Annotated in this window: 16 protein-coding genes; 11 read left to right on the top strand and 5 right to left on the bottom strand. The window is 44.1% G+C overall.

Going from position 1 to position 19,417, the window contains the following annotated elements; translation table 11 throughout:
- The first annotated feature begins 58 nt into the window (after nt 1-58).
- Nucleotides 59-1,399, top strand: a complete 1,341-nt coding sequence (gene glnA / locus IGI82_RS03525) for a type I glutamate--ammonia ligase (protein ID WP_005225167.1) — start codon at nt 59-61, stop codon at nt 1,397-1,399.
- A gap of 317 nt (nt 1,400-1,716) precedes the next feature.
- Here the strand turns inward: glnA and IGI82_RS03530 are convergent, their stop codons facing one another.
- On the bottom strand, nt 1,717-2,106 hold the full coding sequence (locus IGI82_RS03530; RefSeq protein WP_060792935.1) for a YxeA family protein: 390 nt from the start codon (nt 2,104-2,106) through the stop codon (nt 1,717-1,719).
- A 234-nt stretch (nt 2,107-2,340) separates the two neighbouring features.
- On the opposite strand from IGI82_RS03530, the gene IGI82_RS03535 reads away from it, so the two are divergent.
- The 3 genes from IGI82_RS03535 to IGI82_RS03545 all read left to right on the top strand — a co-directional run bounded on the left by IGI82_RS03535 (nt 2,341) and on the right by IGI82_RS03545 (nt 4,741).
- The gene (locus tag IGI82_RS03535; protein WP_005225170.1) at nt 2,341-2,943 is read left to right on the top strand and encodes a LysM peptidoglycan-binding domain-containing protein; all 603 of its coding nucleotides are present in this window, start codon (nt 2,341-2,343) and stop codon (nt 2,941-2,943) included.
- Nucleotides 2,944-3,096: 153 nt separating this feature from the next.
- Complete coding sequence (gene nagB, locus IGI82_RS03540) at nt 3,097-3,798, top strand: glucosamine-6-phosphate deaminase (protein ID WP_005225171.1); 702 nt, start codon at nt 3,097-3,099, stop codon at nt 3,796-3,798.
- A gap of 232 nt (nt 3,799-4,030) precedes the next feature.
- Nucleotides 4,031-4,741: an MgtC/SapB family protein gene (locus IGI82_RS03545; RefSeq protein WP_034858162.1), complete on the top strand. Its 711-nt coding sequence runs from the start codon at nt 4,031-4,033 to the stop codon at nt 4,739-4,741.
- 79 nt (nt 4,742-4,820) lie between these two features.
- Here the strand turns inward: IGI82_RS03545 and IGI82_RS03550 are convergent, their stop codons facing one another.
- From IGI82_RS03550 to IGI82_RS03560, 3 genes are all read right to left on the bottom strand, one after another.
- Nucleotides 4,821-5,993 (bottom strand): glycoside hydrolase family 5 protein, encoded by a 1,173-nt coding sequence (locus tag IGI82_RS03550; RefSeq protein ID WP_074934473.1) that lies wholly within the window; start codon nt 5,991-5,993, stop codon nt 4,821-4,823.
- 1 nt (nt 5,994) lies between these two features.
- Nucleotides 5,995-7,203, bottom strand: coding sequence for an MFS transporter (locus IGI82_RS03555; RefSeq protein ID WP_413153997.1), 1,209 nt, complete (start codon nt 7,201-7,203; stop codon nt 5,995-5,997).
- 254 nt (nt 7,204-7,457) lie between these two features.
- Nucleotides 7,458-8,357 carry a helix-turn-helix domain-containing protein gene (locus IGI82_RS03560; RefSeq protein ID WP_087626947.1) on the bottom strand — a complete coding sequence of 300 codons (900 nt, stop codon included), beginning with the start codon at nt 8,355-8,357 and terminating at the stop codon, nt 7,458-7,460.
- 199 nt (nt 8,358-8,556) lie between these two features.
- Between IGI82_RS03560 and IGI82_RS03565 the strand changes: the two genes are divergently transcribed.
- Nucleotides 8,557-10,227: a family 43 glycosylhydrolase gene (locus IGI82_RS03565; protein ID WP_375806075.1), complete on the top strand. Its 1,671-nt coding sequence runs from the start codon at nt 8,557-8,559 to the stop codon at nt 10,225-10,227.
- Nucleotides 10,228-10,359: 132 nt separating this feature from the next.
- Here IGI82_RS03565 and IGI82_RS03570 read toward each other — a convergent pair whose 3' ends face one another.
- Nucleotides 10,360-11,175, bottom strand: a complete 816-nt coding sequence (locus tag IGI82_RS03570) for a DUF92 domain-containing protein (RefSeq protein WP_375806077.1) — start codon at nt 11,173-11,175, stop codon at nt 10,360-10,362.
- Between the two features lie 136 nt (nt 11,176-11,311).
- Here IGI82_RS03570 and IGI82_RS03575 point away from each other — a divergent pair, with 136 nt between their 5' ends.
- From IGI82_RS03575 to IGI82_RS03600, 6 genes are all read left to right on the top strand, one after another.
- Nucleotides 11,312-12,619 carry an FAD-dependent oxidoreductase gene (locus IGI82_RS03575; RefSeq protein WP_375806079.1) on the top strand — a complete coding sequence of 436 codons (1,308 nt, stop codon included), beginning with the start codon at nt 11,312-11,314 and terminating at the stop codon, nt 12,617-12,619.
- The gene (locus IGI82_RS03580) at nt 12,609-14,051 is read left to right on the top strand and encodes a helix-turn-helix domain-containing protein (RefSeq protein ID WP_015509062.1); all 1,443 of its coding nucleotides are present in this window, start codon (nt 12,609-12,611) and stop codon (nt 14,049-14,051) included. Before IGI82_RS03575 ends, IGI82_RS03580 begins: the two co-directional genes overlap by 11 nt.
- A 131-nt stretch (nt 14,052-14,182) precedes the next feature.
- Nucleotides 14,183-15,703, top strand: a complete 1,521-nt coding sequence (glpK, locus tag IGI82_RS03585) for a glycerol kinase GlpK (protein ID WP_005225176.1) — start codon at nt 14,183-14,185, stop codon at nt 15,701-15,703.
- Between the two features lie 3 nt (nt 15,704-15,706).
- The gene (gene glpO, locus IGI82_RS03590) at nt 15,707-17,536 is read left to right on the top strand and encodes a type 1 glycerol-3-phosphate oxidase (protein WP_438841767.1); all 1,830 of its coding nucleotides are present in this window, start codon (nt 15,707-15,709) and stop codon (nt 17,534-17,536) included.
- Nucleotides 17,529-18,245: an MIP/aquaporin family protein gene (locus tag IGI82_RS03595; protein ID WP_005225178.1), complete on the top strand. Its 717-nt coding sequence runs from the start codon at nt 17,529-17,531 to the stop codon at nt 18,243-18,245. The genes glpO and IGI82_RS03595 overlap by 8 nt, the downstream gene beginning before the upstream one ends.
- Nucleotides 18,246-18,336: 91 nt before the next feature.
- Nucleotides 18,337-19,392 carry an alpha/beta hydrolase gene (locus IGI82_RS03600; RefSeq protein ID WP_050979035.1) on the top strand — a complete coding sequence of 352 codons (1,056 nt, stop codon included), beginning with the start codon at nt 18,337-18,339 and terminating at the stop codon, nt 19,390-19,392.
- Nucleotides 19,393-19,417: the final 25 nt, after the last annotated feature.

The following is a 19,417-nucleotide window of genomic DNA, read 5'->3' on the forward strand; positions in this document are numbered from 1 at the left end:
GCATTAGTAGACCGTTGCTGTGATATAAAATAAGAATTGGGAAAAAGGAAGGGATACTATGCCAAAATTTGAAAGAACTGCCGAAGACATCAAACAAATCGTAAAGGATGAGAACGTGCGCTTTTTACGCTTGATGTTTACTGATATTTTAGGAACGAACAAGAACGTTGAAGTACCTGTAAGTCAATTAGATAAAGTACTGGAAAACAAAATGATGTTTGACGGTTCTTCTATTGAAGGATTTGTCCGTATTGAAGAAAGTGACATGTATCTGTATCCTGATTTGTCCACCTGGATGATCTTCCCTTGGGAAAGTGAACATGGCAAAGTGGCTCGTTTGATCTGTGATATCTACAATCCAGATGGCACCCCATTTGCAGGCGACCCTCGCGGCAACTTAAAACGAGCATTAGCTGACATGCAATCCCTTGGTTTTACTTCTTTCAATCTTGGACCAGAACCCGAATTTTTCCTATTCAAATTAGATGAAGCAGGCGAAATCACAACTGAATTAAACGACAAAGGCGGCTACTTCGATTTTGCCCCAACCGATCTAGGGGAAAACTGCCGTCGCGATATCGTATTAGAATTAGAAAGCCTTGGCTTTGAAGTTGAAGCGTCTCACCATGAGGTGGCACCAGGGCAACACGAGATCGACTTTAAGTATGCGGATGCAGTGGAAGCATGTGACAACATCCAAACCTTCAAGCTTGTCGTGAAAACTATTGCTCGTAAACACGGCTTACATGCGACCTTCATGCCAAAACCATTATTCGGCATCAACGGTTCAGGCATGCACTGCAACATGTCCTTGTTCAAAGGTGATGAAAATGTCTTCTTTGATGAAGAAGGACCAATGCAATTAAGCCAAACAGCGTATCACTTCTTAGGCGGTTTGATCGAACACGCCCGTGCTTACACGGCTGTCTGCAACCCAACCGTCAACTCTTACAAACGCTTAGTGCCAGGTTACGAAGCGCCTGTATACGTGGCATGGTCAGGACGCAACCGTTCACCATTGATTCGGGTGCCAGAATCAAGAGGCTTGTCAACGCGTTTGGAATTGCGTTCGGTTGACCCATCCGCTAACCCATACTTAGCAATGGCTGTTTTACTGCAAGCAGGACTTGATGGCGTTAGACGTGAGTTGACACCACCACCAGCTGTCGACCGTAACATCTACATCATGAACGAAACAGAACGTGCAGAAGCACAAATCGAAGATCTGCCATCAACGATTCACAATGCCATCAAAGCATTGCGCAAAGACCAAGTGATGATCGATGCCTTAGGCAAACACATCTATGCCAACTTTGTCGAAGCAAAACGATTAGAATGGGCAGCCTTCCGCCAAACAGTCTCCGAGTGGGAAAGAGAACAATACTTGGAACTCTATTAAAATCGCAAAAAAAGCCGCTAGAGATAAACAATCTAGCGGTTTTTTTATGATGGCACCAGCTTGTATCCTCTTGATTCTGGTTTTTATTTATTTCCGATCATCAATAGCTGCTTGATCAAAGTTTGATAAAAAAACCATTGCGAAGCTAGAGCGGTTCTGTCTATAAGAAGCGTAACTCTTGACCATTGGGAAAAATCAAAAAATACCAGTCGGGCGAGGACTGGTAAGAGGAAGAAAAATAGTTTTGGTATAAAGCTAGCATAGTCGGTCAAAGTAAAATGAACCTTAAAAAGTAGAAAGTTTCTTGTAAGAAGTCCTTATTCGTCAAAGGTTTCCAGCTCAGACAGTATTTTTGCGGGGACTTCTGATTGAGGGACTTCATTGGGACCAGAAATGATGCGGGTCTTACTGATTTCTGCTTTGACTAAAGTATTTGGAGCCAATGGTTTTACATTTTCGCCCGTCAGGTCATAGGTCATGAGTTCTTTTTCACCATTTTTCTTTACGAATTCAAAGGTGTATTTGTAGGTAAAAGAGCCATCGATTTTTTCACCAGAATCGCTGTAGGTCTGTGTCTTTTCAGGGACTTTGTTGGGTGTGATAGCATAAGCCGTGATGCCGCGATACGTTGTTGCATAGTACGTGTAGCCGAAATAGCCGGCTACGACAATAATCAAAACGCCAAGCGTTACTAGTAGTTTTTTCATGGGTGTCATTCCTTTCCATTACTAGCATCACTATAGCATGTGGCCACTAAAAGCACTCATCGAAAGGGATAACAATATTGTAAGTTTAGCATTTTTGAATAAAAATCCTGTAACTTTCTGTTTAACAATTGTGATAATGAAAAATATTTCTGAAACCTTCCTGCAATATTGTAATGTTATTCTCTTACTTGTGCCCGATCGCGGGACAAATAATCAAAAGAGAGGTTTTTTCATTTGAAAAAATTTGCATTTACAGTTGTTGCAGGATTTGGTTTATTCGTTGGCGGAACAGTTGTTTCAGCAGCAGAACAAACCCATGTTGTCAAACCAGGAGACACTCTATCTGGGATCGCTGCTACTTATCAAACAACGGTCGAAGACCTTTTAGCTTTAAATGATTCGATCGAAAATCCAAATATGATTTTTGATGGCGAAACATTGTTGGTTTCTAACGATGGCCAATCAGTAGAAAACAAAGAAACAAGTACGAAAGAAAGCACAGAAAAAAGTGAATCCACAGCGACTGCTAACGTGAGTCAAACCCGTTCAAGCGTTCCTGGTGCTGGTTCTGGTGTCTTGAATCCAGTGGATGGGATCAACTATTTCAATGGTGTGAGGGAATCGTACTACTCACAAAAAGTCTTGCCAGGAGGCGGATTGAATATCCCTGGTCGCCATGTAGCATCAGACGGAACCATCCGTGATGCCGATGGGTACATCGTTGTTGCCAGTGATAATCAACCGAAAGGATCGACTGGTCAATCATCTTTAGGTGCCTATAAAGTCTATGACACAGGTGTCGGTCATAGCGGTATTGATGTTTATACAAATTGGTAAACAAGTAGAATACGAGTAGAGACGAGCGCATTTTAGAGCTCGTCTTTTTTTGATTGCCGAGAAAAAATCGTCATCTGGTCTAGACTAATTATTGTAATCAAACACAACCTGTGGTATTATTGGACTATACCAAATAGAAACGGAGCGCTGATCATGGAAATTATTCGCGTTAAAGATGCTGCTCAAGGCGGAAAGAAAGCTTTTGAATTGATTCAAGAAGGTATGGCAAATGGCGCCAAGGTCCTAGGCTTAGCAACAGGAAGCACGCCAGAAACCCTTTATGCAGAAATGACTGCCAGTGAAGTTGATTTTTCAGAAATGACTTCAGTCAACTTAGATGAATACGTAGGACTAGGCGGCGAAGACGAACAAAGCTATCGCTACTTCATGAATGCTCATTTATTCAATAAAAAACCATTCAAAGAAACCTTCGTACCAAACGGCAAAGCGGAAGACTTAGAAGCAGAATGCCAACGCTACGATAGCGTGATTGCGGATCACCCAGTTGATATCCAAATCTTGGGTATCGGTCAAAACGGACATATCGGCTTCAACGAACCTGGTGCATCCTTTGAAGGAACGACCTCAGTCGTTGATTTGACTGAATCAACCATCAATGCCAACAAACGCTACTTTGATAAAGTCGAAGACGTCCCAACGACGGCAATTTCAATGGGAATCGGTTCGATTATGCAAAGCAAAAAAATCATTTTGATGGCATTTGGCGAAGTCAAAGCGGATGCGATCCAAAAAATGATTGAAGGACCCGTAACCAACGAATTACCGGCTTCTGTTTTACAAAAGCATGATGACGTGATCGTGATCATCGATGAGGCTGCTGCCAGCAACCTGTAAAACAAAATCAGCCCTTTTCAGAAATAAGTCAGAAGGAAAAATGAGCCATCCTCGCAGCTTCCCCCTGCGCTTGTGCAGTAGCGCCAGCGCAGCTGCGAGCAATGGTTTGTAGCTTACTTGCTTATTTTCTGAGGGGGCTTTTTTTATTTGACTGATTCGGCGCTGTTTTTTTCTTTTTTTCATCAGAGATGCTATAGTTAAAAGAGAGAATACGAAGAAAAGAGGGATGCAAATGGTTGATATGCATTTATCCATTCCTGAAGTAGCGCTGAGATTGCTGCTGGCAATGATCATGGGAGGAGCGATTGGGTACGAGCGGCAATACAAAAGCCGACCAGCTGGTCTTAGAACCCATATCTTGGTTTGCATGGGAGCTTGTGTCATTGCATTGATCCAAGTGGAGATCGCCACAGGTGCCATGCGAGATGCGCTGGATCATCCAGATTTAGCAGGCGTGATTCGTTCAGACGAAGCACGATTGATCGCACAAGTCGTCAGCGGAGTCGGTTTTCTAGGCGCTGGAACGATCATTGTGACGAAGCGCTCGGTGACGGGGTTGACGACGGCTGCTTCCTTATGGGCGATCGCAGGTTTAGGAATTGCCATCGGGATGGGCTTTTACACCATCGCATTAAGCAGCTTTATCGGGATCTTCTTTGCATTGACGATCGTTAAGCGGATCGTCCGCGTACCGACAGCAAAAAAATTAGAGATCCAGTACATCCATCGCACCGAGACCAAAGAGTTTTTGACGGAGTACTTCCAAGAGAAAAATATCGTGATCGAAGATGTCAATTTTGATGTCAAATTTATGGAAGACTATCGCATTTATACCAACATCTATACGATTGATCTCCCCCGAGGGCTAGGCTTTTCTGAAGTGATCGAAGAATTGTCTGTCTACAAAAATGTCACGAAGATCCGCTTAGTGGATATTGCTTAAAAGCAACAAAAAAGCGAGATTGAAACGTAACGCAAACAGGTATCGTTTGCTTCGTTCCAATCTCGCTTTTTGTTGTGTTTTAGAAACGTGGATCGATCCAGTTTTTTGCCATAGCGCGACTAGCATCCCAGGAATCCCAGCCATACCAAGCAGGCTCATTGATCGTATCGATGGATAACTTATAGGTCCAGTACATATGTCCGGCTCCTTGGTTCCAAGCTGTGATTGAAGCACGCCACAAAGTTTGATAAACTTCTTCTAATTCACTTTTTGTCAAACTACGGTTACTGCTGAATTCTTCTTGTGTTGGATTGATGCCGCCTTTGGTATCTGTACCAACAGCATAGGAGTTGAACAAGGACCACTCTCCAACAAAAACCTCGACATATTGTGCAACCGTGGCGATCTCTTTGGCTAAGCCATCAATGAAAGACACGTAGGCTTCCAAGGATTGCTCTGTGCCAGCCATTTCTGCCATCATAACGTATTGGTGCGTATCTAGCATGACATTGTGAAAATCGTTTTGGGCGAAAAACTCTTTCCAAGCATGCAATTGGAAGCCGTCATGAAAGACGATCACTTTGTCATTGCTTAAATAGTTGCGCATTCTTCGATAGGCATCTTGATAAAAAGTTTTCAAAAAGTCTAAAGAGATTGGTGCGCTACCTTTTGCTAACGCAAGATCACGAGGTGGAAAACGATCCATGGGATTCATGCTGTGCCATACTTCACCATCTGTGATCGGTTCGTTTAATACTTCAATGCCCCACAATGCTTCGTGATCTGCATATCTTTGCGCCAAACGTTCCAAGACCGTTAATTCGAACGCCACTTCTTCGGGCATTTGTGCCCATCTGACTACACCCGAGAGACCACCATTGTCAAAACCATTTTGGCTGAAGGGTGCGGTATGAAGATCGATCAAGATTTTTAGGTCATAAGCCTTCGCCCAAGCGAAGGCTTTATCCAAATAGTCGATACAGCCAATAAAGGGGGCACGATCACCAAAAATAAAATAAGGGACAGGTATTCGAACGGTATTGAAGCCAGCTGCTGAAATGCGCAAGAAATCAGCTTCAGTGATGAATGTTTCACGATGAATCAACAACCGTGCTTGGTATTCAGCTTCTGGTAGATCATAGGCTAAATAATACTCGTCATCGGCAGGTGTTCCTTGAAAGAGACTAGGTGCCATCCATTTTTCTAATACAAGCCAACCGCCTAGGTTGACGCCTCTAAGTTTTTGTTCCATCTTATAGTTCCTCCTTACTAATAGGTGTGGTCGTTTTGTTGAAAGCGAGAAATAGAAAAATCAGAGCAATGATAGCCATGATTCCGGCAGCGATTCTGACTTGCATGACTGCCGTTGTCATGCCAAGTAGTTGACTGATAAAGTTTATGACATAGGGGGAGGAAAAAGCACCAAGATTACAAGCGACCATTGCCAAAGAAACAACTAAGTTATTGGCTTCTGGATCTACATCGCTAAGAATGACACTGTATACATAAGGAACTACAAGATTGGCAAGATAAACCACTAATAGACCTATGAAAAAGACGGTCATCGTAGGTGCTAAGGTTATCGTAAAAAAACCAACCATTGCGAAACTGATGACGACAACTGGCGTAAAGCGCTTTAATAATTTGGTGATTTGACCAAAAGCTAATGCGACCAAGCTGCTAAAAATACCGGCGATCGCTAATGCGGTGGAAAGAAATCCTTGATTCGTCAGCGCCAATTCTTGAATCAGTAATGCAGAAGAAGTAATGACGACCATCAAACTAATGAAGAATAAAAAGAGAGTCAAAATACCTAAAGTTACGCTTAATGGCAGCTTTCTTCTTTTTGTAGCGTTGGTTGATGGCTGCGTTGTTTTTACGGGCTTTTCATTGACGTTGCGGTAACCGAAAAGAAAAAGAAAGAGAATCGGTAAGATGACCAAGTACACTAAGAATGAAGCTTGCCACGAGATCGTTAACAGTAGGCCCGCAGCGAACGTCGCTAGGCTATTCCCTAAAGTCATCACGGCTGATTGAATACCTAATAAATTTTTTTGCTCGGCACCGGTAAAGTTGTCGCCGATCAAGGAGACGGTCATTGAGTTAAAGAGTCCCAGACCTGCGCCAAACAAAATACGGGCAAATAAAATCAAGCCAAAGTTCATTGTAAATGCCGGTAAGATGCCACCGACTAAAGCGATCATCAAGCCTAAACAGACTGTTCGCTTTTTGCCAAGTGCTTTGATAAACCATGAACTTAGCAGAATGAAAATCAAGATTGCCATTGATGGCAGTGTCAAAATAGATTGGACTTGTGCGGTGGTTCGGTCAGAAAAATCGTTCATAATAAAAGGTACGGCTGCTGCTACTGCACCAGCAGCTTGTACGACCAATGAAAGACTCAAAATTCCGATTTTTAACGGCAACCGACTTTTGATTGACATTGAATTTTCTGAAATCATACATATTCCCCTTAATGTAATGCAAAGCAAGTGTGCTGAGAATACCCACTCATCTTGCTCTTTTGCAACTAACTGTTTTTATTCCTGCAAACGATTTCTTGGTATTAATCATAAAGAATGCAGACAGGACTTGAAATATCAAAAAAAAGGGGAAATTTACCATTTTTCATTTATTATGCGAAAAAAAGCTTTTTTTCGCATCCTCAGAGGAAGAAGTAGGGGTCGCTTTTCTCGAATCATTATTTGTCGATTATTTATTTTGCTGCTTCTAACTGGAGCTTACGGTATTTATTCGGCGATATATTTGCCCATTTTTTGAATTGTCTCGTAAAGTGGGCGGCATTTTGATAGCCAATGATCTCAGCGATTTCGGCGATGGTCAATTTGGGTTGATGGAGATAGAATTTTGCCTGGTTGAAACGTAATTGATCTAAGTACTGTTTTGGACTACTAGCATAAACTTTTTTGAAAACCGTCAGCATCGTACTATTACTAATGTTCAATGAATTGGCTGTATAACTCATGGAAAGCAAGGCTTTGTTTTCTTCCGTTGGGCTTTGTGTGTACGTACGAAAATTTTGTTGGATCGCTTCAGCGATCGCTTTTGCTAAAACAAGGGAAGTGTTATCTGTATGCGCTAACTGATTTTTTTCATCTTCGACATAGTCTAGTAAGGCACGCATCAGTTCTAACAGTAAGATCTCAATGGCGATTTTTTCTTTCATTCCAAAGTATCCGCTTGCCAAAAACGCAATGTATTGCTGAAGGATCGCAACGATCGCTTGGTAGGCGGGATTCGTCTTTTTTAATAGTAAAGGACAATACATCAACAACTGTTGCTGAATCTCAGGATCATCAAGATCGAAATGCATACAAAAATACTCTAAACCTTCTGCTACGAGACAAGTATTTTCATGAGCGGTACCAGGCGGTATCAGGATCACATCATTTGCCACAAAATCAAACTGCCTGCCTTCAAAAATTGTTCGCTGCTCTCCATCAATGATCATCATGATCTCAAAAGCAAAGTGGGTCTCTTGTGGTGCACACCATCCTTGGGAAACACGTTGCTTGTGTCCACCAAAGGTTTTTAAATTGATATCGATATCGGGTAATTTGACCAGCTGTTCTAGCCATTTAGGTGTTGGGTTCATTCAGAACGACCTCCTTAAAAATGAAAAATGGTAAGTATTGGCTTTTTTTTGATATTCATTCTACCCTAAAAGTTTCGTAAGATAAATGTAGCAACTAAATAAAACGGTTTCAATTTATCGCCTTCGCCTGCAAACGATGATAAAAAAACTGTCGTTTGGTTGCAAAACGAATAAAAAGTTAAGAATAGGAAGGAAGCTTATGACAATCATCAAAAATCCAGTTATTCCTGGAATGGCGCCTGATCCCTCTATCATTTGTGTGGATGAGCGTTATTATATCGCAACTTCAACCTTCCATTGGACACCTGCGATTCAACTTTTCGAATCAAAGGATCTTGCGAATTGGCAACTTGTTGGCTATGCCTTGAACAATGAAGAAGTGAATTTACGTGGAACCAATACACCAGCTGGTATTTGGGCACCGCATTTATCTTATGATCCACAAACAAAACGATTTTGGCTGGCGTATTCACATATGGTAAACATGGCAGGACGTGAATTTAATGCTGATTCTTATGCCATTTGGGCGACTGACATTCGAGGACCATGGTCAGAACCGATTTATTTTACCTCAATTGGCTTTGATCCAGCGCTGTTTCATGACGAGGATGGGCGGCATTATTTAACGATTTTGGAATGGGAAACAAGAGAAGGTTATCAAGCGCCGGGGCATATTGTTCTTGCGGAGATCGACTTGCCTTCAGGTAAATTACTGTCCCCTTGGCATCGCGTAACGCAAGGATTCACCACCAGAGGGTGTGCGGAAGCACCTCAAATCTACAAGCATCAAGGGGCGTACTTTTTATTGCTGGCATCTGGAGGCACGGGCTATGCTCATGGTGTGGAAGTCGGTCGCGCAGATACTATTTTTGGTCCTTATGAAGCGCATCCTTCAGGCGAACCGATCCTTACTTCTTCTCCAAGGCATCTGTTTTCTTTGGGGGACCCTGATGCTGGGCATTTTGAAATGGTCAATCCTCATTCAGTGATGCAAAAAGCAGGACATGGTTCGCTCGTCCATACCCATACTGATGAATGGTTCATGGCTCATTTAATGTCAAGACCCTTAGAGGGGCAGCTGTTGAATCCTCTTGGAAGAGAAGCTTCTATTCAAAGGATGCACTGGACCGAGGACAATTGGTTGGAAATGGAAGATGGAAGCAATTTGGCAAAAATGACTTTTAAAGGATTAGCTGGTGTTCCAATTGACAATGAACCAAACACTGATTTATTTGATTCATTTCAAGAGCCGCAGTATCTGTTAGAATTTATGACACCGTATCGCCAACAGCATCAGTCATGGGTCAGTACGCAAAAGCGGCAGGGGTTCTTACGGATCTATGGGGGCAATTCCTTGTTTTCACAGATGAATCCTGCCATCATGGCAACACGAGCAACCTCTTTTACCTATGAGGTGGAGACCTTGTTGGAGTTTCAACCGAACCATTATTCACAAACAGCAGGACTTGGGCTTTATTATGATTCAAACAATTGGTTATATGCTCATGTTACCTATTCAGAAGAAAAGCGATGTCCTTATTTGACTCTCTTACAAGCAAAATTAGGACAAAGGATCGAATATGTAAATACGCGCGTCGTCGTTCCCGAAGGAAATATTCAGCTGAAAATTGGATACGATCACGGGATCGCAAATGTCTACTATCGATTAGAGGAACAAGAGACTTGGCAAGTTTTGCTCCAAGATCTGTCAGTGGCTTACTTATCTGATGAAGGAGTCAATGGAATGCCTGGAGAAATAGGTGGCTTCACAGGATTGTTTAATTTTATTGGTGCCGTGGATGCACATCAACATCAATCCTATGCTGATTTTGCTTATTACAAAGTGACGAATCATTCGCCTGCATCTTAATCAGGCTCCTTATGGAGTGAGCATCCGTATCATTCTTTCACTAAACAAATAAAAACCTTCAAGAGAAACACAAACGTGTAGCTCTCGAAGGTTTTTTGTATGAAGGAACTGTCATCGCAGTGGATTGCCTGATTACTTGAAAAAATAGCCAGTTAGCAAGACCGATACAATAACGATCACTATTGAACTCAGCAAATTGACCCCTTCATTCGTTACAAAGGAAAGACCGCCGACTTGCTTGGTGGCAACGTCGTGGTGGACTTTTTTTTCGGTGTATTGGAGACAGACAGGGCATTGATAGCGCACCTGAATCGTTGCGCCCAGTAAGCTGTCCAAGAGACTACCGCCAAAGCCTAAAGCAGTCAAGGTCAACCAGAGATCAAAGGAGAACGGCTTGCCGTTCAACCATAAGGCTGCTGCGAATAAACCAGTGATGGCGAGACTCCCCGCTAGGGAAGCGACAGTTCCCAACCAACTGACACCACCGGAAAGTCCTGGTGGTAATTTTTTTCCCGTTAGTAAGTGACGCGGTGGACTTGGACTCAGCACGCCGATTTCTGAGCCCCAAGTGTCAGCCGTACAGCTAGCGATTCCCGCCACAAATCCCCAAAGGAATAGCGGTTCTTTCGTCCAAAAGGCAAGCAGTAGCGCAAAGATGCTTGGTGTGATGTTCGCAAAGACTTGTTTTGCATCACGGCGAGCACCTTTGGCAAGCACAGCTAACTCTGGCTGACTGCGCATTTTCTTTAAAAGACCAATGATGCCAGAGCTGGCAAAGAAAAAGCCAATCAAAAAGATGCTGTACCACGGACCAAAGCCAATGACCAGTGTGCCGCAAAGAATCGCAGCCAGTGCGCCAGAAACAGTCAGCCACTGAAAGACGAATGCTGCCGCTGTAACGAATATGCTGGCAAACAATCCCAGCATGAATTGATAAAAGAAAACCATTTGAACACTCCTTTGCGTATAGTGTAGCATAGGTCTCATTTATTTTACCGCAGTTAACAAAAAAATAGTCAGCCTGATAGCTTTTTACTCGTCAAATGAGAGCGTTTCATTTAAGCTAAGGGAGAGAGGTGATCCAATGAAAATCATTATCATAGGCGGGTCCTTTGGGGGTGTCAGCTGCGCCCGTGAAGCACGCCGATTATACCCTGACGCAGAGATTTTATTGATAGAAAAAAAAGCCCATCTTGGGTTTGTTCCAAGCGGTTTGTTATTGCTGATCGAAGGCAGGATCGCATCGCTGGAAGAAGCATTCTTTTGTACGAAGGAGCAGCTGGAGGCAGAAACGATCGACGTTGCCTTAGAAGAAACGCTTCTGGAGATTTTTCCTTCGGATCATCGGATTCGAACGGATAAGCGAGAACTAAGTTATGATCGACTCGTCTTGGCAGCAGGCTCCAGTCAAGATTCCACTGTTTTGCCACAACCAGAAGAAGCACTACTGACCTACAAGGAATATGAGGCAGCCAAGCATTTCTTGCAGCAATTGCCCCAAGCAGAGTCGATTACCATCGTAGGTGCTGGTCAAGCGGGGATGGAAGCGGCGAATACCTTGACTGCGATCGGAAAAAAAGTCAGTGTGATCGAATCAATGTCATATCCTTTATTCAAGTACTTTGATCACGATTTTTTGCAGCCCTTTTTAACGGAGATCGAAAAAATCCCCAACTTGCAGCTGCATTGGTCCAAGCCAACTTTGGCAGTCGTTAAAACGGAAACAGGCTTTCGGATCGAAACCGCCGATCAAGGCTATGAAAGCGATCTGGTATTGACGACAGTCAACGTTCATCCTCGCTTGCCAGAGGCATTTGCGGTCTTTGAATTACACAGTGATCAAACCATCTGGACAGATGCCTACTTGGAAACTTCTGCCACGGATATTTTTGCGGTCGGCGATTTGATCCAAATTCCAAATGCTATTACGAAAGACACGGTCTATATGCCCTTAGTCAACAATGCTGTTCGCTCAGGGATCGCAGCAGCTCGCAATCTGGCAAGCAAAACCATCCCGTTTCGTGGCGGATTGCGGACAGTCGGTACGCAACTGTTTGGGTGGTACTTAGCAAGCACCGGCTTGACCGAGTCGGATCGGTTTTTCTTCGAATCTCCGATCGTCTGTCATACGTTTACTGCCGCCAGTTCCTTGTTTGATCCAACACAGGTTCATGGAAAAGTGATGATCGAACAAGCCAGCGGCCGAATCGTTGGTGCGCAGCTTTTATCAAAAGCCAATATTTTGGAAAAAATCAATTTACTAGCGTTTGCGATCGAGCAGCAGGCAACGATGGAGGAGTTGACCCAAAAAGACTTTTTCTTCCATCCACGGTTCACTAATGTAATCGACGAAACTTTTCTATGGTCGGGAAGTGATGCCGATGAGACTTGATCAGTTATTAGAAAAAAAAGAAGCAAAGCAATTGCAGCTGCTCAAAAAGCTTTTACTGGTGGGCGGAAAAATGGAACTGCACGAGCTGGCGAGCTATCTTGGCATCAGTAAGCCTTCCTTGGAAAAATATGTGGAGGAGTTGCAAGATGAGCTGGCTCACTACCAAGAGCAGTGTCAGTTGTATTATCGAAAAGGTGTCCTGGTCTTTGAAATGAGTCCCACTTTTTCCCTTAATCAAATCGAATGGGCGTTTTATCGTTCAGCATTGAAATTTCAAATCCTCGAGCATCTTTTGCAGCATCAAGAGGTGACCACTGTCCAGCTGGCACAAAAATTAGCGGTCAGCGAGTCATCCTTGTTTCGCAAAATCAAAGAGCTAAATGGCTTGCTAGCAGAATTCGAGTTAGAGATCTGGCAAGGAAAGCTGATTGGGGAAGAAACGCAAATTCGTTATTTCTATTTTGAACTCTTTTGGTATGTCCATTCTTTCGACAGTCAGCCGCTGCCGATCGATGAAAAATACGTCGGTCTGATCACACGAGGTCTGAACATGACCTTCACGAAAGAAGCCCAACAGCGCTTGTCCCTATGGCTGAGGATCATGAAGGCGCGACTGAAAATTGCTACTCAATCCTTTCAAGTCTTACGGGAGAAAATGGTACCCTACACGAAAGATCCTTTGTTTCAGCAATTACGGGAGTTGGTATTTCGTGGGTTTGGCCATTATGCATTAGAAGTCAGAGAAGAGGAGGCGATGCTGCACTTTGTCTTTTTACTGTCGTTCTCGGTGTTATCCGAACACGATCTGCAAGTGTATATGCTGCAGCGTTCTCGGTTTACGCCAACTGCCTTGACGGATACCTTGATTTTGGAACATATTTTGCATCTCTACCGCCCATCGTTTGTTCCCCGTGAAATCGAAGCCACTTGTTATGGTCACCTGCTGCAGATCCACAGCCGCGTGTATTTTTTCAAAGGGGATGTGGAGGTTTTTGATCGAGAAAATATTTGGCAGTTAGAAGCGCAGCTATCCAGTCGTAACATCCAGCAAATCAGTCACGAACTATTGGATAAGGCTTTAGCAGAGCTTGATATCAAGCCATCTGATAAAAATAGTTTGTTGATGATGACGATGGTCAAATACTTGAGTGTGATCACGATCATCGATTATCAAATCAATCGGGAGTTTCGCGTCGGGATCGCTTTGAAAATGGATGAACTGTTTAAAGAAGCCCTCTACTACATGTGGCTGCTGTATCTCAAAAATTTGAATGGCGTAGTCGTAGAACGCTATCGCCCAGAACAAGAATATGACTTGATCTTGGCAAATTATGCTATCGAGACGAAAACACCGACTTATCGAATCAGTGAACTAGGTACCGCTTATGATCGGGAAACGATCAAAAAAATGATCCGCGAACGCTTTCAATAGTGGATTTCGTCAATTTCTTAGAAATTTGAAAAAAAATTGACGAACCACATAGCGAAAGTTCAGCTAAAATAAAAGCAAGTCAGAAAGCGCTAACAAGAAAAGCGTATAAAAAACTAAAGGGAGCGAATCAAATGGCAGAAAAAAATTATGTAATGGCGATCGACCAAGGAACCACTAGTTCAAGAGCAATTATTTTTGATCGTAATGGGAAAAAAATCGGTAGTTCACAAAAAGAGTTTCCGCAATACTTTCCAAAATCGGGTTGGGTAGAACACAACGCCAACGAAATTTGGAACTCTGTCCAATCAGTCATCGCAGGGGCATTTATTGAATCAGGTATCCGACCAGAAGCAATCGCCGGCATCGGGATCACCAACCAGCGTGAAACGACAGTGGTTTGGGACAAAACGACAGGCCAGCCGATCGCAAATGCAATCGTTTGGCAATCCCGCCAATCTTCACCGATCGCTGACCAATTAAAAGCAGATGGCCATACAGAGATGATCCATGAAAAAACTGGGTTAGTCATTGATGCGTATTTCTCAGCGACCAAGGTGCGCTGGCTTTTAGACAATATCGAAGGGGCACAAGAAAAGGCGGATAATGGCGAGCTACTTTTCGGAACGATCGATTCATGGCTTGTGTGGAAACTGACAGATGGACAAGTCCATGTCACCGACTACTCCAATGCTAGTCGGACGATGCTTTACAATATCCATAAATTAGAATGGGATCAAGAAATCTTGGATCTTTTGAACATTCCAAGCTCGATGTTGCCAGAAGTCAAAAGCAACTCAGAAGTCTATGGTCACACCCGCAGCTACCATTTTTACGGCAGTGAAGTACCAATCGCTGGAATGGCTGGGGACCAACAAGCCGCCCTCTTTGGACAAATGGCCTTTGAAAAAGGCATGATCAAAAATACTTACGGCACTGGGGCATTTATCGTCATGAATACGGGAGAAGAACCACAATTGTCTGACAATGACCTACTGACGACCATCGGGTATGGCATCAACGGCAAAGTCTATTATGCCTTAGAAGGAAGTATCTTCGTTGCTGGATCAGCGATCCAATGGCTGCGGGACGGTCTACGAATGATCGAGTCTTCTCCGCAATCAGAAGAAATAGCTGCCAAAGCAAAAGGCGATAATGAAGTGTATGTGGTGCCTGCCTTTACTGGATTGGGTGCACCTTATTGGGATTCAGATGCAAGAGGAGCCGTCTTTGGCTTGACTCGTGGGACGACGAAGGAAGATTTTGTTCGGGCAACATTGCAAGCTGTTGCGTATCAATCAAAAGATGTCATCGACACGATGAAAAAAGATTCTGGCATCGATATCCCATTGCTGAAAGTCGATGGCGGTGCAGCCAAAAACGATCTATTGATGCAGTTCCAAGCGGACATTTTAGACATTGACGTGCAACGAGCTGCGAATCTGGAAACAACCGCATTAGGTGCAGCTTACTTGGCAGGGCTAGCGGTTGGCTTCTGGAAAGACTTGGATGAATTGAAATCAATGGCAGAAGAAGGGCAAATGTTTACACCAGAAATGCCAGCAGAAGAAAGAGACAATTTGTACGAAGGCTGGAAACAAGCGGTGGCAGCTACTCAGACCTTCAAATTCAAAGCGAAGAAAGAAGGCGAGTAAGCCATGACCTTTTCACATAAAGATCGGAAGCAAACCATTCAAGAAGCGGCAAAGACCACCTATGATGTATTGATCATCGGTGGTGGGATCACTGGCGCGGGGGTTGCTGTTCAAACCGCAGCCGCTGGGATGAAGACGGTGCTTTTGGAAATGCAGGATTTTGCGGAAGGAACGTCTTCGCGGTCCACCAAACTCGTTCATGGCGGTATTCGTTATTTGAAAACCTTTGACGTGGAAGTGGTCGCTGACACCGTGCGGGAGCGCGCGATCGTGCAGCAAATTGCTCCGCATATCCCGAAACCAGATCCAATGCTTTTGCCAATCTATGATGAACCAGGGGCAACCTTCTCCTTGTTTTCTGTCAAAGTGGCGATGGATCTTTATGATCGCTTAGCGAATGTGACAGGCAGTAAATACGAAAATTATCTGCTGACGAAAGAAGAGGTCTTAGAACGCGAACCTCAGCTGCAGGCGGAAAACTTAGTCGGTGGCGGTGTCTATCTTGATTTTCGCAACAACGATGCCCGCTTGGTGATCGAAAACATCAAACGAGCACAAGCCGATGGGGCAGCAATGATCAGTAAAGCCAAAGTCGTCGGCATCTTACATGATGAGCAAGGCATCATCAATGGGGTAGAAGTGGAGGATCAACTGACAAACGAGCGCTTTGAGGTTCACGCCAAAGTCGTGATCAACACGACAGGCCCTTGGTCAGACATCGTTCGTCAATTAGACAAGAATGATGAGTTGCCGCCACAAATGCGTCCGACGAAAGGTGTCCATTTAGTGGTCGATCGGGAAAAACTAAAAGTGCCGCAACCAACCTATTTTGATACTGGGAAAAATGATGGTCGGATGGTTTTCGTGGTACCAAGAGAAAATAAGACCTATTTTGGCACAACCGATACGGATTATACAGGCGATTTCGCCCATCCAACGGTCACGCAAGAAGATGTTGATTATCTACTGACCATCGTGAATGAACGCTTCCCTCACGCTCAGATCACCCTTAATGATATCGAAGCGAGCTGGGCAGGATTGCGTCCGTTGATTGTGAATAATGGCGGGTCTGATTACAATGGCGGCGGTAAAGGCAAACTATCGGATGAAAGCTTTGAGCAGATCGTTGAAAGCGTCAAAGAGTATCTTGAAGATGAGCGGCAGCGACCAGTCGTAGAAAAAGCCGTAAAACAAGCACAAGAACGAGTAGAAGCCAGCAAAGTGGATCCATCGCAAGTTTCTCGCGGCAGCAGTTTGGAACGCTCAAAAGACGGACTATTGACGTTGGCAGGGGGAAAAATCACCGATTATCGCTTGATGGCGGAAGGAGCAGTCAAACGGATCAATGAATTGCTCCAAGAAAGCGGTGCATCCTTCGAGTTGGTGGATTCAACCACGTACCCAGTTTCTGGTGGTGAGCTTGATGCAGCCAATGTAGAGGAAGACTTAGCGAAGCTGGCTGACCAAGCGCAAGCCGCTGGATTCGATGAAGCCGCTGCAACGTATTTGGCTCATCTTTATGGGTCGAATCTTCCCCAAGTGTTGAACTACAAGACGAAGTTTGAGGGCTTAGATGAAAAAGAAAGTACGGCCTTGAACTATTCCTTGCATGAAGAAATGGTTCTGACGCCTGTCGATTATCTATTGCGTCGGACCAACCATATCCTATTTATGCGAGACACCTTAGATGAAGTCAATGCCGGTGTCGTTGCAGCTATGACCGACTTCTTTGGCTGGAGCGAGGAAGAAAAAGCAGCCCATATAGCAGAATTGAACCAAGTGATCGCAGAATCAGATTTAACAGCCTTAAAAGGAGGAAAAAAAGATGAATGAAACAACCCAGATCTTTAGTGAATTTCTAGGAACGGCTATTTTGGTTTTGTTAGGGGATGGTGTGTGTGCGGCTGTCAATCTGAAAAAGAGTAAAGCAGAAGCCTCTGGCTGGATCGTGATCGCAATGGGCTGGGCGACAGCGGTAACGATTGCCGTTTACGTTTCAGGGTACATGGGACCTGCTCACTTGAATCCAGCCGTTACATTAGGCATGGCGATGACGGGGAATTTTTCTTGGAGCTTGGCTGTACCGTTTATGCTGGCACAAATTGCTGGTGCGATCGTAGGGGCGATCCTCGTTTGGCTCAACTACTTGCCATTATGGGATGAAACAAAAGACCAAGGCGCGATTTTAGGTACCTTTGCAACAGGGCCTGCAGTTCGTAATTTAGTATCGAATACCATCACTGAAGTGATTGGTACCTTTGTCTTAGTCTTTGGCTTATTGGCTTTTGGTGCCAATACCTTTACGGATGGATTAAATCCCATCGTCGTTGGGATCTTGATCTTAGCGATCGGGCTGTCGCTTGGTGGACCAACAGGCTATGCCATCAATCCGGCACGGGACTTAGGACCACGGATCGCTCACCAAATCTTGCCAATCAAAAACAAAGGGACTTCCGATTGGGGCTATGCGTTAGTACCAATCATCGGTCCAATGATCGGGGCAGCGATCGCTGCTGGTTTGTTTATGATGTTGCCATTATAAACGATGTTATTTTAAGGATGATGCCTATTGGTATCATCCTTTTTTTAATCTTTAGCGATTGTCATTGAATTTGCTAAAAAAACATGGTTAAATGAAAAAGCTGAAACAGAAAGAAGGAAGGAGCTTTTACTTGAAAAAAATTCTGCGCTTTTTCATGTGGGTGGCGATTGTCCTGATCGGACTCTTAGCTGCCGTTTTTCTGGCTTTTCAACTCTCCCCACGACCGGGGGCTTTTTTGATCGGTCATCTGTTTAACCAAGAAGTGACCATCAAGGATGAGGCAGCTTATCAAAAAAGTTTGCCGAATGTGACGGTCAAACAGGACTTGACGTATCAATCGGATTATCAACGTAGTACCTTTGATCTATATTATCCCAAAGAGGCACAAGGCCCTGTTCCAGTCATTTTTTGGGTCCATGGGGGCGGCTATGTCGGCGGAGACAAAGAAGGGGTCAAAGAGTTTGCGACCTATGTCGTCGATGAAACCAAAGCCGCTGTGATTTCGATTAATTATGAATGGGCACCAAGTCTGCATTATCCTGGACAGGTCAAACAATTAGCCCAAGCGGTAGACTCGATCAAAGCAGATGCCCAAGCATACCCCATGCTAGATTTCGATCAACTCTTCTTCGGCGGGGATTCTGCAGGAGCCCAAATCGCTGGGCAATATGTGGCACTGCAAACCAATCCAGCGTATGCGAAGGAAATGTCCTTTGATCAAGACATTCCTGCATCGGCCCTGAAAGGGTTTATTTCCTATTGCGGACCGCTTGATTTGAAGCAGATCGCTGGGACTTCTTCAGATGATCGCTTTATGAAATTCTTTGTCAAAACGGTGGCTTGGTCGTTATTAGGCAAAAAAGAATGGCAAGATAGTCCCCAACTGCAGGAGATCTCACTGGTGGATAAATTGACGGCTGATTTTCCACCAACGTATATCACGGATGGCAATGCCTATTCCTTTGAAGACCAAGGCATTGCCTTTGCCAACCAGCTGCAAGCTCTTGATATTCCCGTGACGAGTCGCTTTTACAAAGGGGATTCGGAAACGGTGACCCACGAATACCAATTTGATTATAGCTTGCCCCAAGCACAGGCCTGTTTGACAGAAACGTTGACCTTTATCAAAGACCAGTTGGCTCACTAAAAAACACCTTGTTTCTCACCCTCAA

The sequence above is a fragment of the Enterococcus sp. AZ067 genome (genome assembly GCF_051715005.1).
GTDB lineage: Bacteria > Bacillota > Bacilli > Lactobacillales > Enterococcaceae > Enterococcus_D > Enterococcus_D casseliflavus.

What these genes read in the sequence shown, in the direction of transcription:
- IGI82_RS03555 (WP_413153997.1), bottom strand. Translation starts at nt 7,203, where the DNA reads ATGATTTCAGAAAATTCAATGTCAATCAAAAGTCGGTTGCCGTTAAAA.
- IGI82_RS03600 (WP_050979035.1), top strand. Translation starts at nt 18,337, where the DNA reads ATGAAAAAGCTGAAACAGAAAGAAGGAAGGAGCTTTTACTTGAAAAAA.
- glpK (WP_005225176.1), top strand. Translation starts at nt 14,183, where the DNA reads ATGGCAGAAAAAAATTATGTAATGGCGATCGACCAAGGAACCACTAGT.
- IGI82_RS03565 (WP_375806075.1), top strand. Translation starts at nt 8,557, where the DNA reads ATGACAATCATCAAAAATCCAGTTATTCCTGGAATGGCGCCTGATCCC.
- glnA (WP_005225167.1), top strand. Translation starts at nt 59, where the DNA reads ATGCCAAAATTTGAAAGAACTGCCGAAGACATCAAACAAATCGTAAAG.
- IGI82_RS03570 (WP_375806077.1), bottom strand. Translation starts at nt 11,175, where the DNA reads ATGGTTTTCTTTTATCAATTCATGCTGGGATTGTTTGCCAGCATATTC.
- IGI82_RS03595 (WP_005225178.1), top strand. Translation starts at nt 17,529, where the DNA reads ATGAATGAAACAACCCAGATCTTTAGTGAATTTCTAGGAACGGCTATT.
- IGI82_RS03545 (WP_034858162.1), top strand. Translation starts at nt 4,031, where the DNA reads ATGGTTGATATGCATTTATCCATTCCTGAAGTAGCGCTGAGATTGCTG.
- nagB (WP_005225171.1), top strand. Translation starts at nt 3,097, where the DNA reads ATGGAAATTATTCGCGTTAAAGATGCTGCTCAAGGCGGAAAGAAAGCT.
- IGI82_RS03560 (WP_087626947.1), bottom strand. Translation starts at nt 8,357, where the DNA reads ATGAACCCAACACCTAAATGGCTAGAACAGCTGGTCAAATTACCCGAT.
- glpO (WP_438841767.1), top strand. Translation starts at nt 15,707, where the DNA reads ATGACCTTTTCACATAAAGATCGGAAGCAAACCATTCAAGAAGCGGCA.
- IGI82_RS03580 (WP_015509062.1), top strand. Translation starts at nt 12,609, where the DNA reads ATGAGACTTGATCAGTTATTAGAAAAAAAAGAAGCAAAGCAATTGCAG.
- IGI82_RS03575 (WP_375806079.1), top strand. Translation starts at nt 11,312, where the DNA reads ATGAAAATCATTATCATAGGCGGGTCCTTTGGGGGTGTCAGCTGCGCC.
- IGI82_RS03530 (WP_060792935.1), bottom strand. Translation starts at nt 2,106, where the DNA reads ATGAAAAAACTACTAGTAACGCTTGGCGTTTTGATTATTGTCGTAGCC.
- IGI82_RS03550 (WP_074934473.1), bottom strand. Translation starts at nt 5,993, where the DNA reads ATGGAACAAAAACTTAGAGGCGTCAACCTAGGCGGTTGGCTTGTATTA.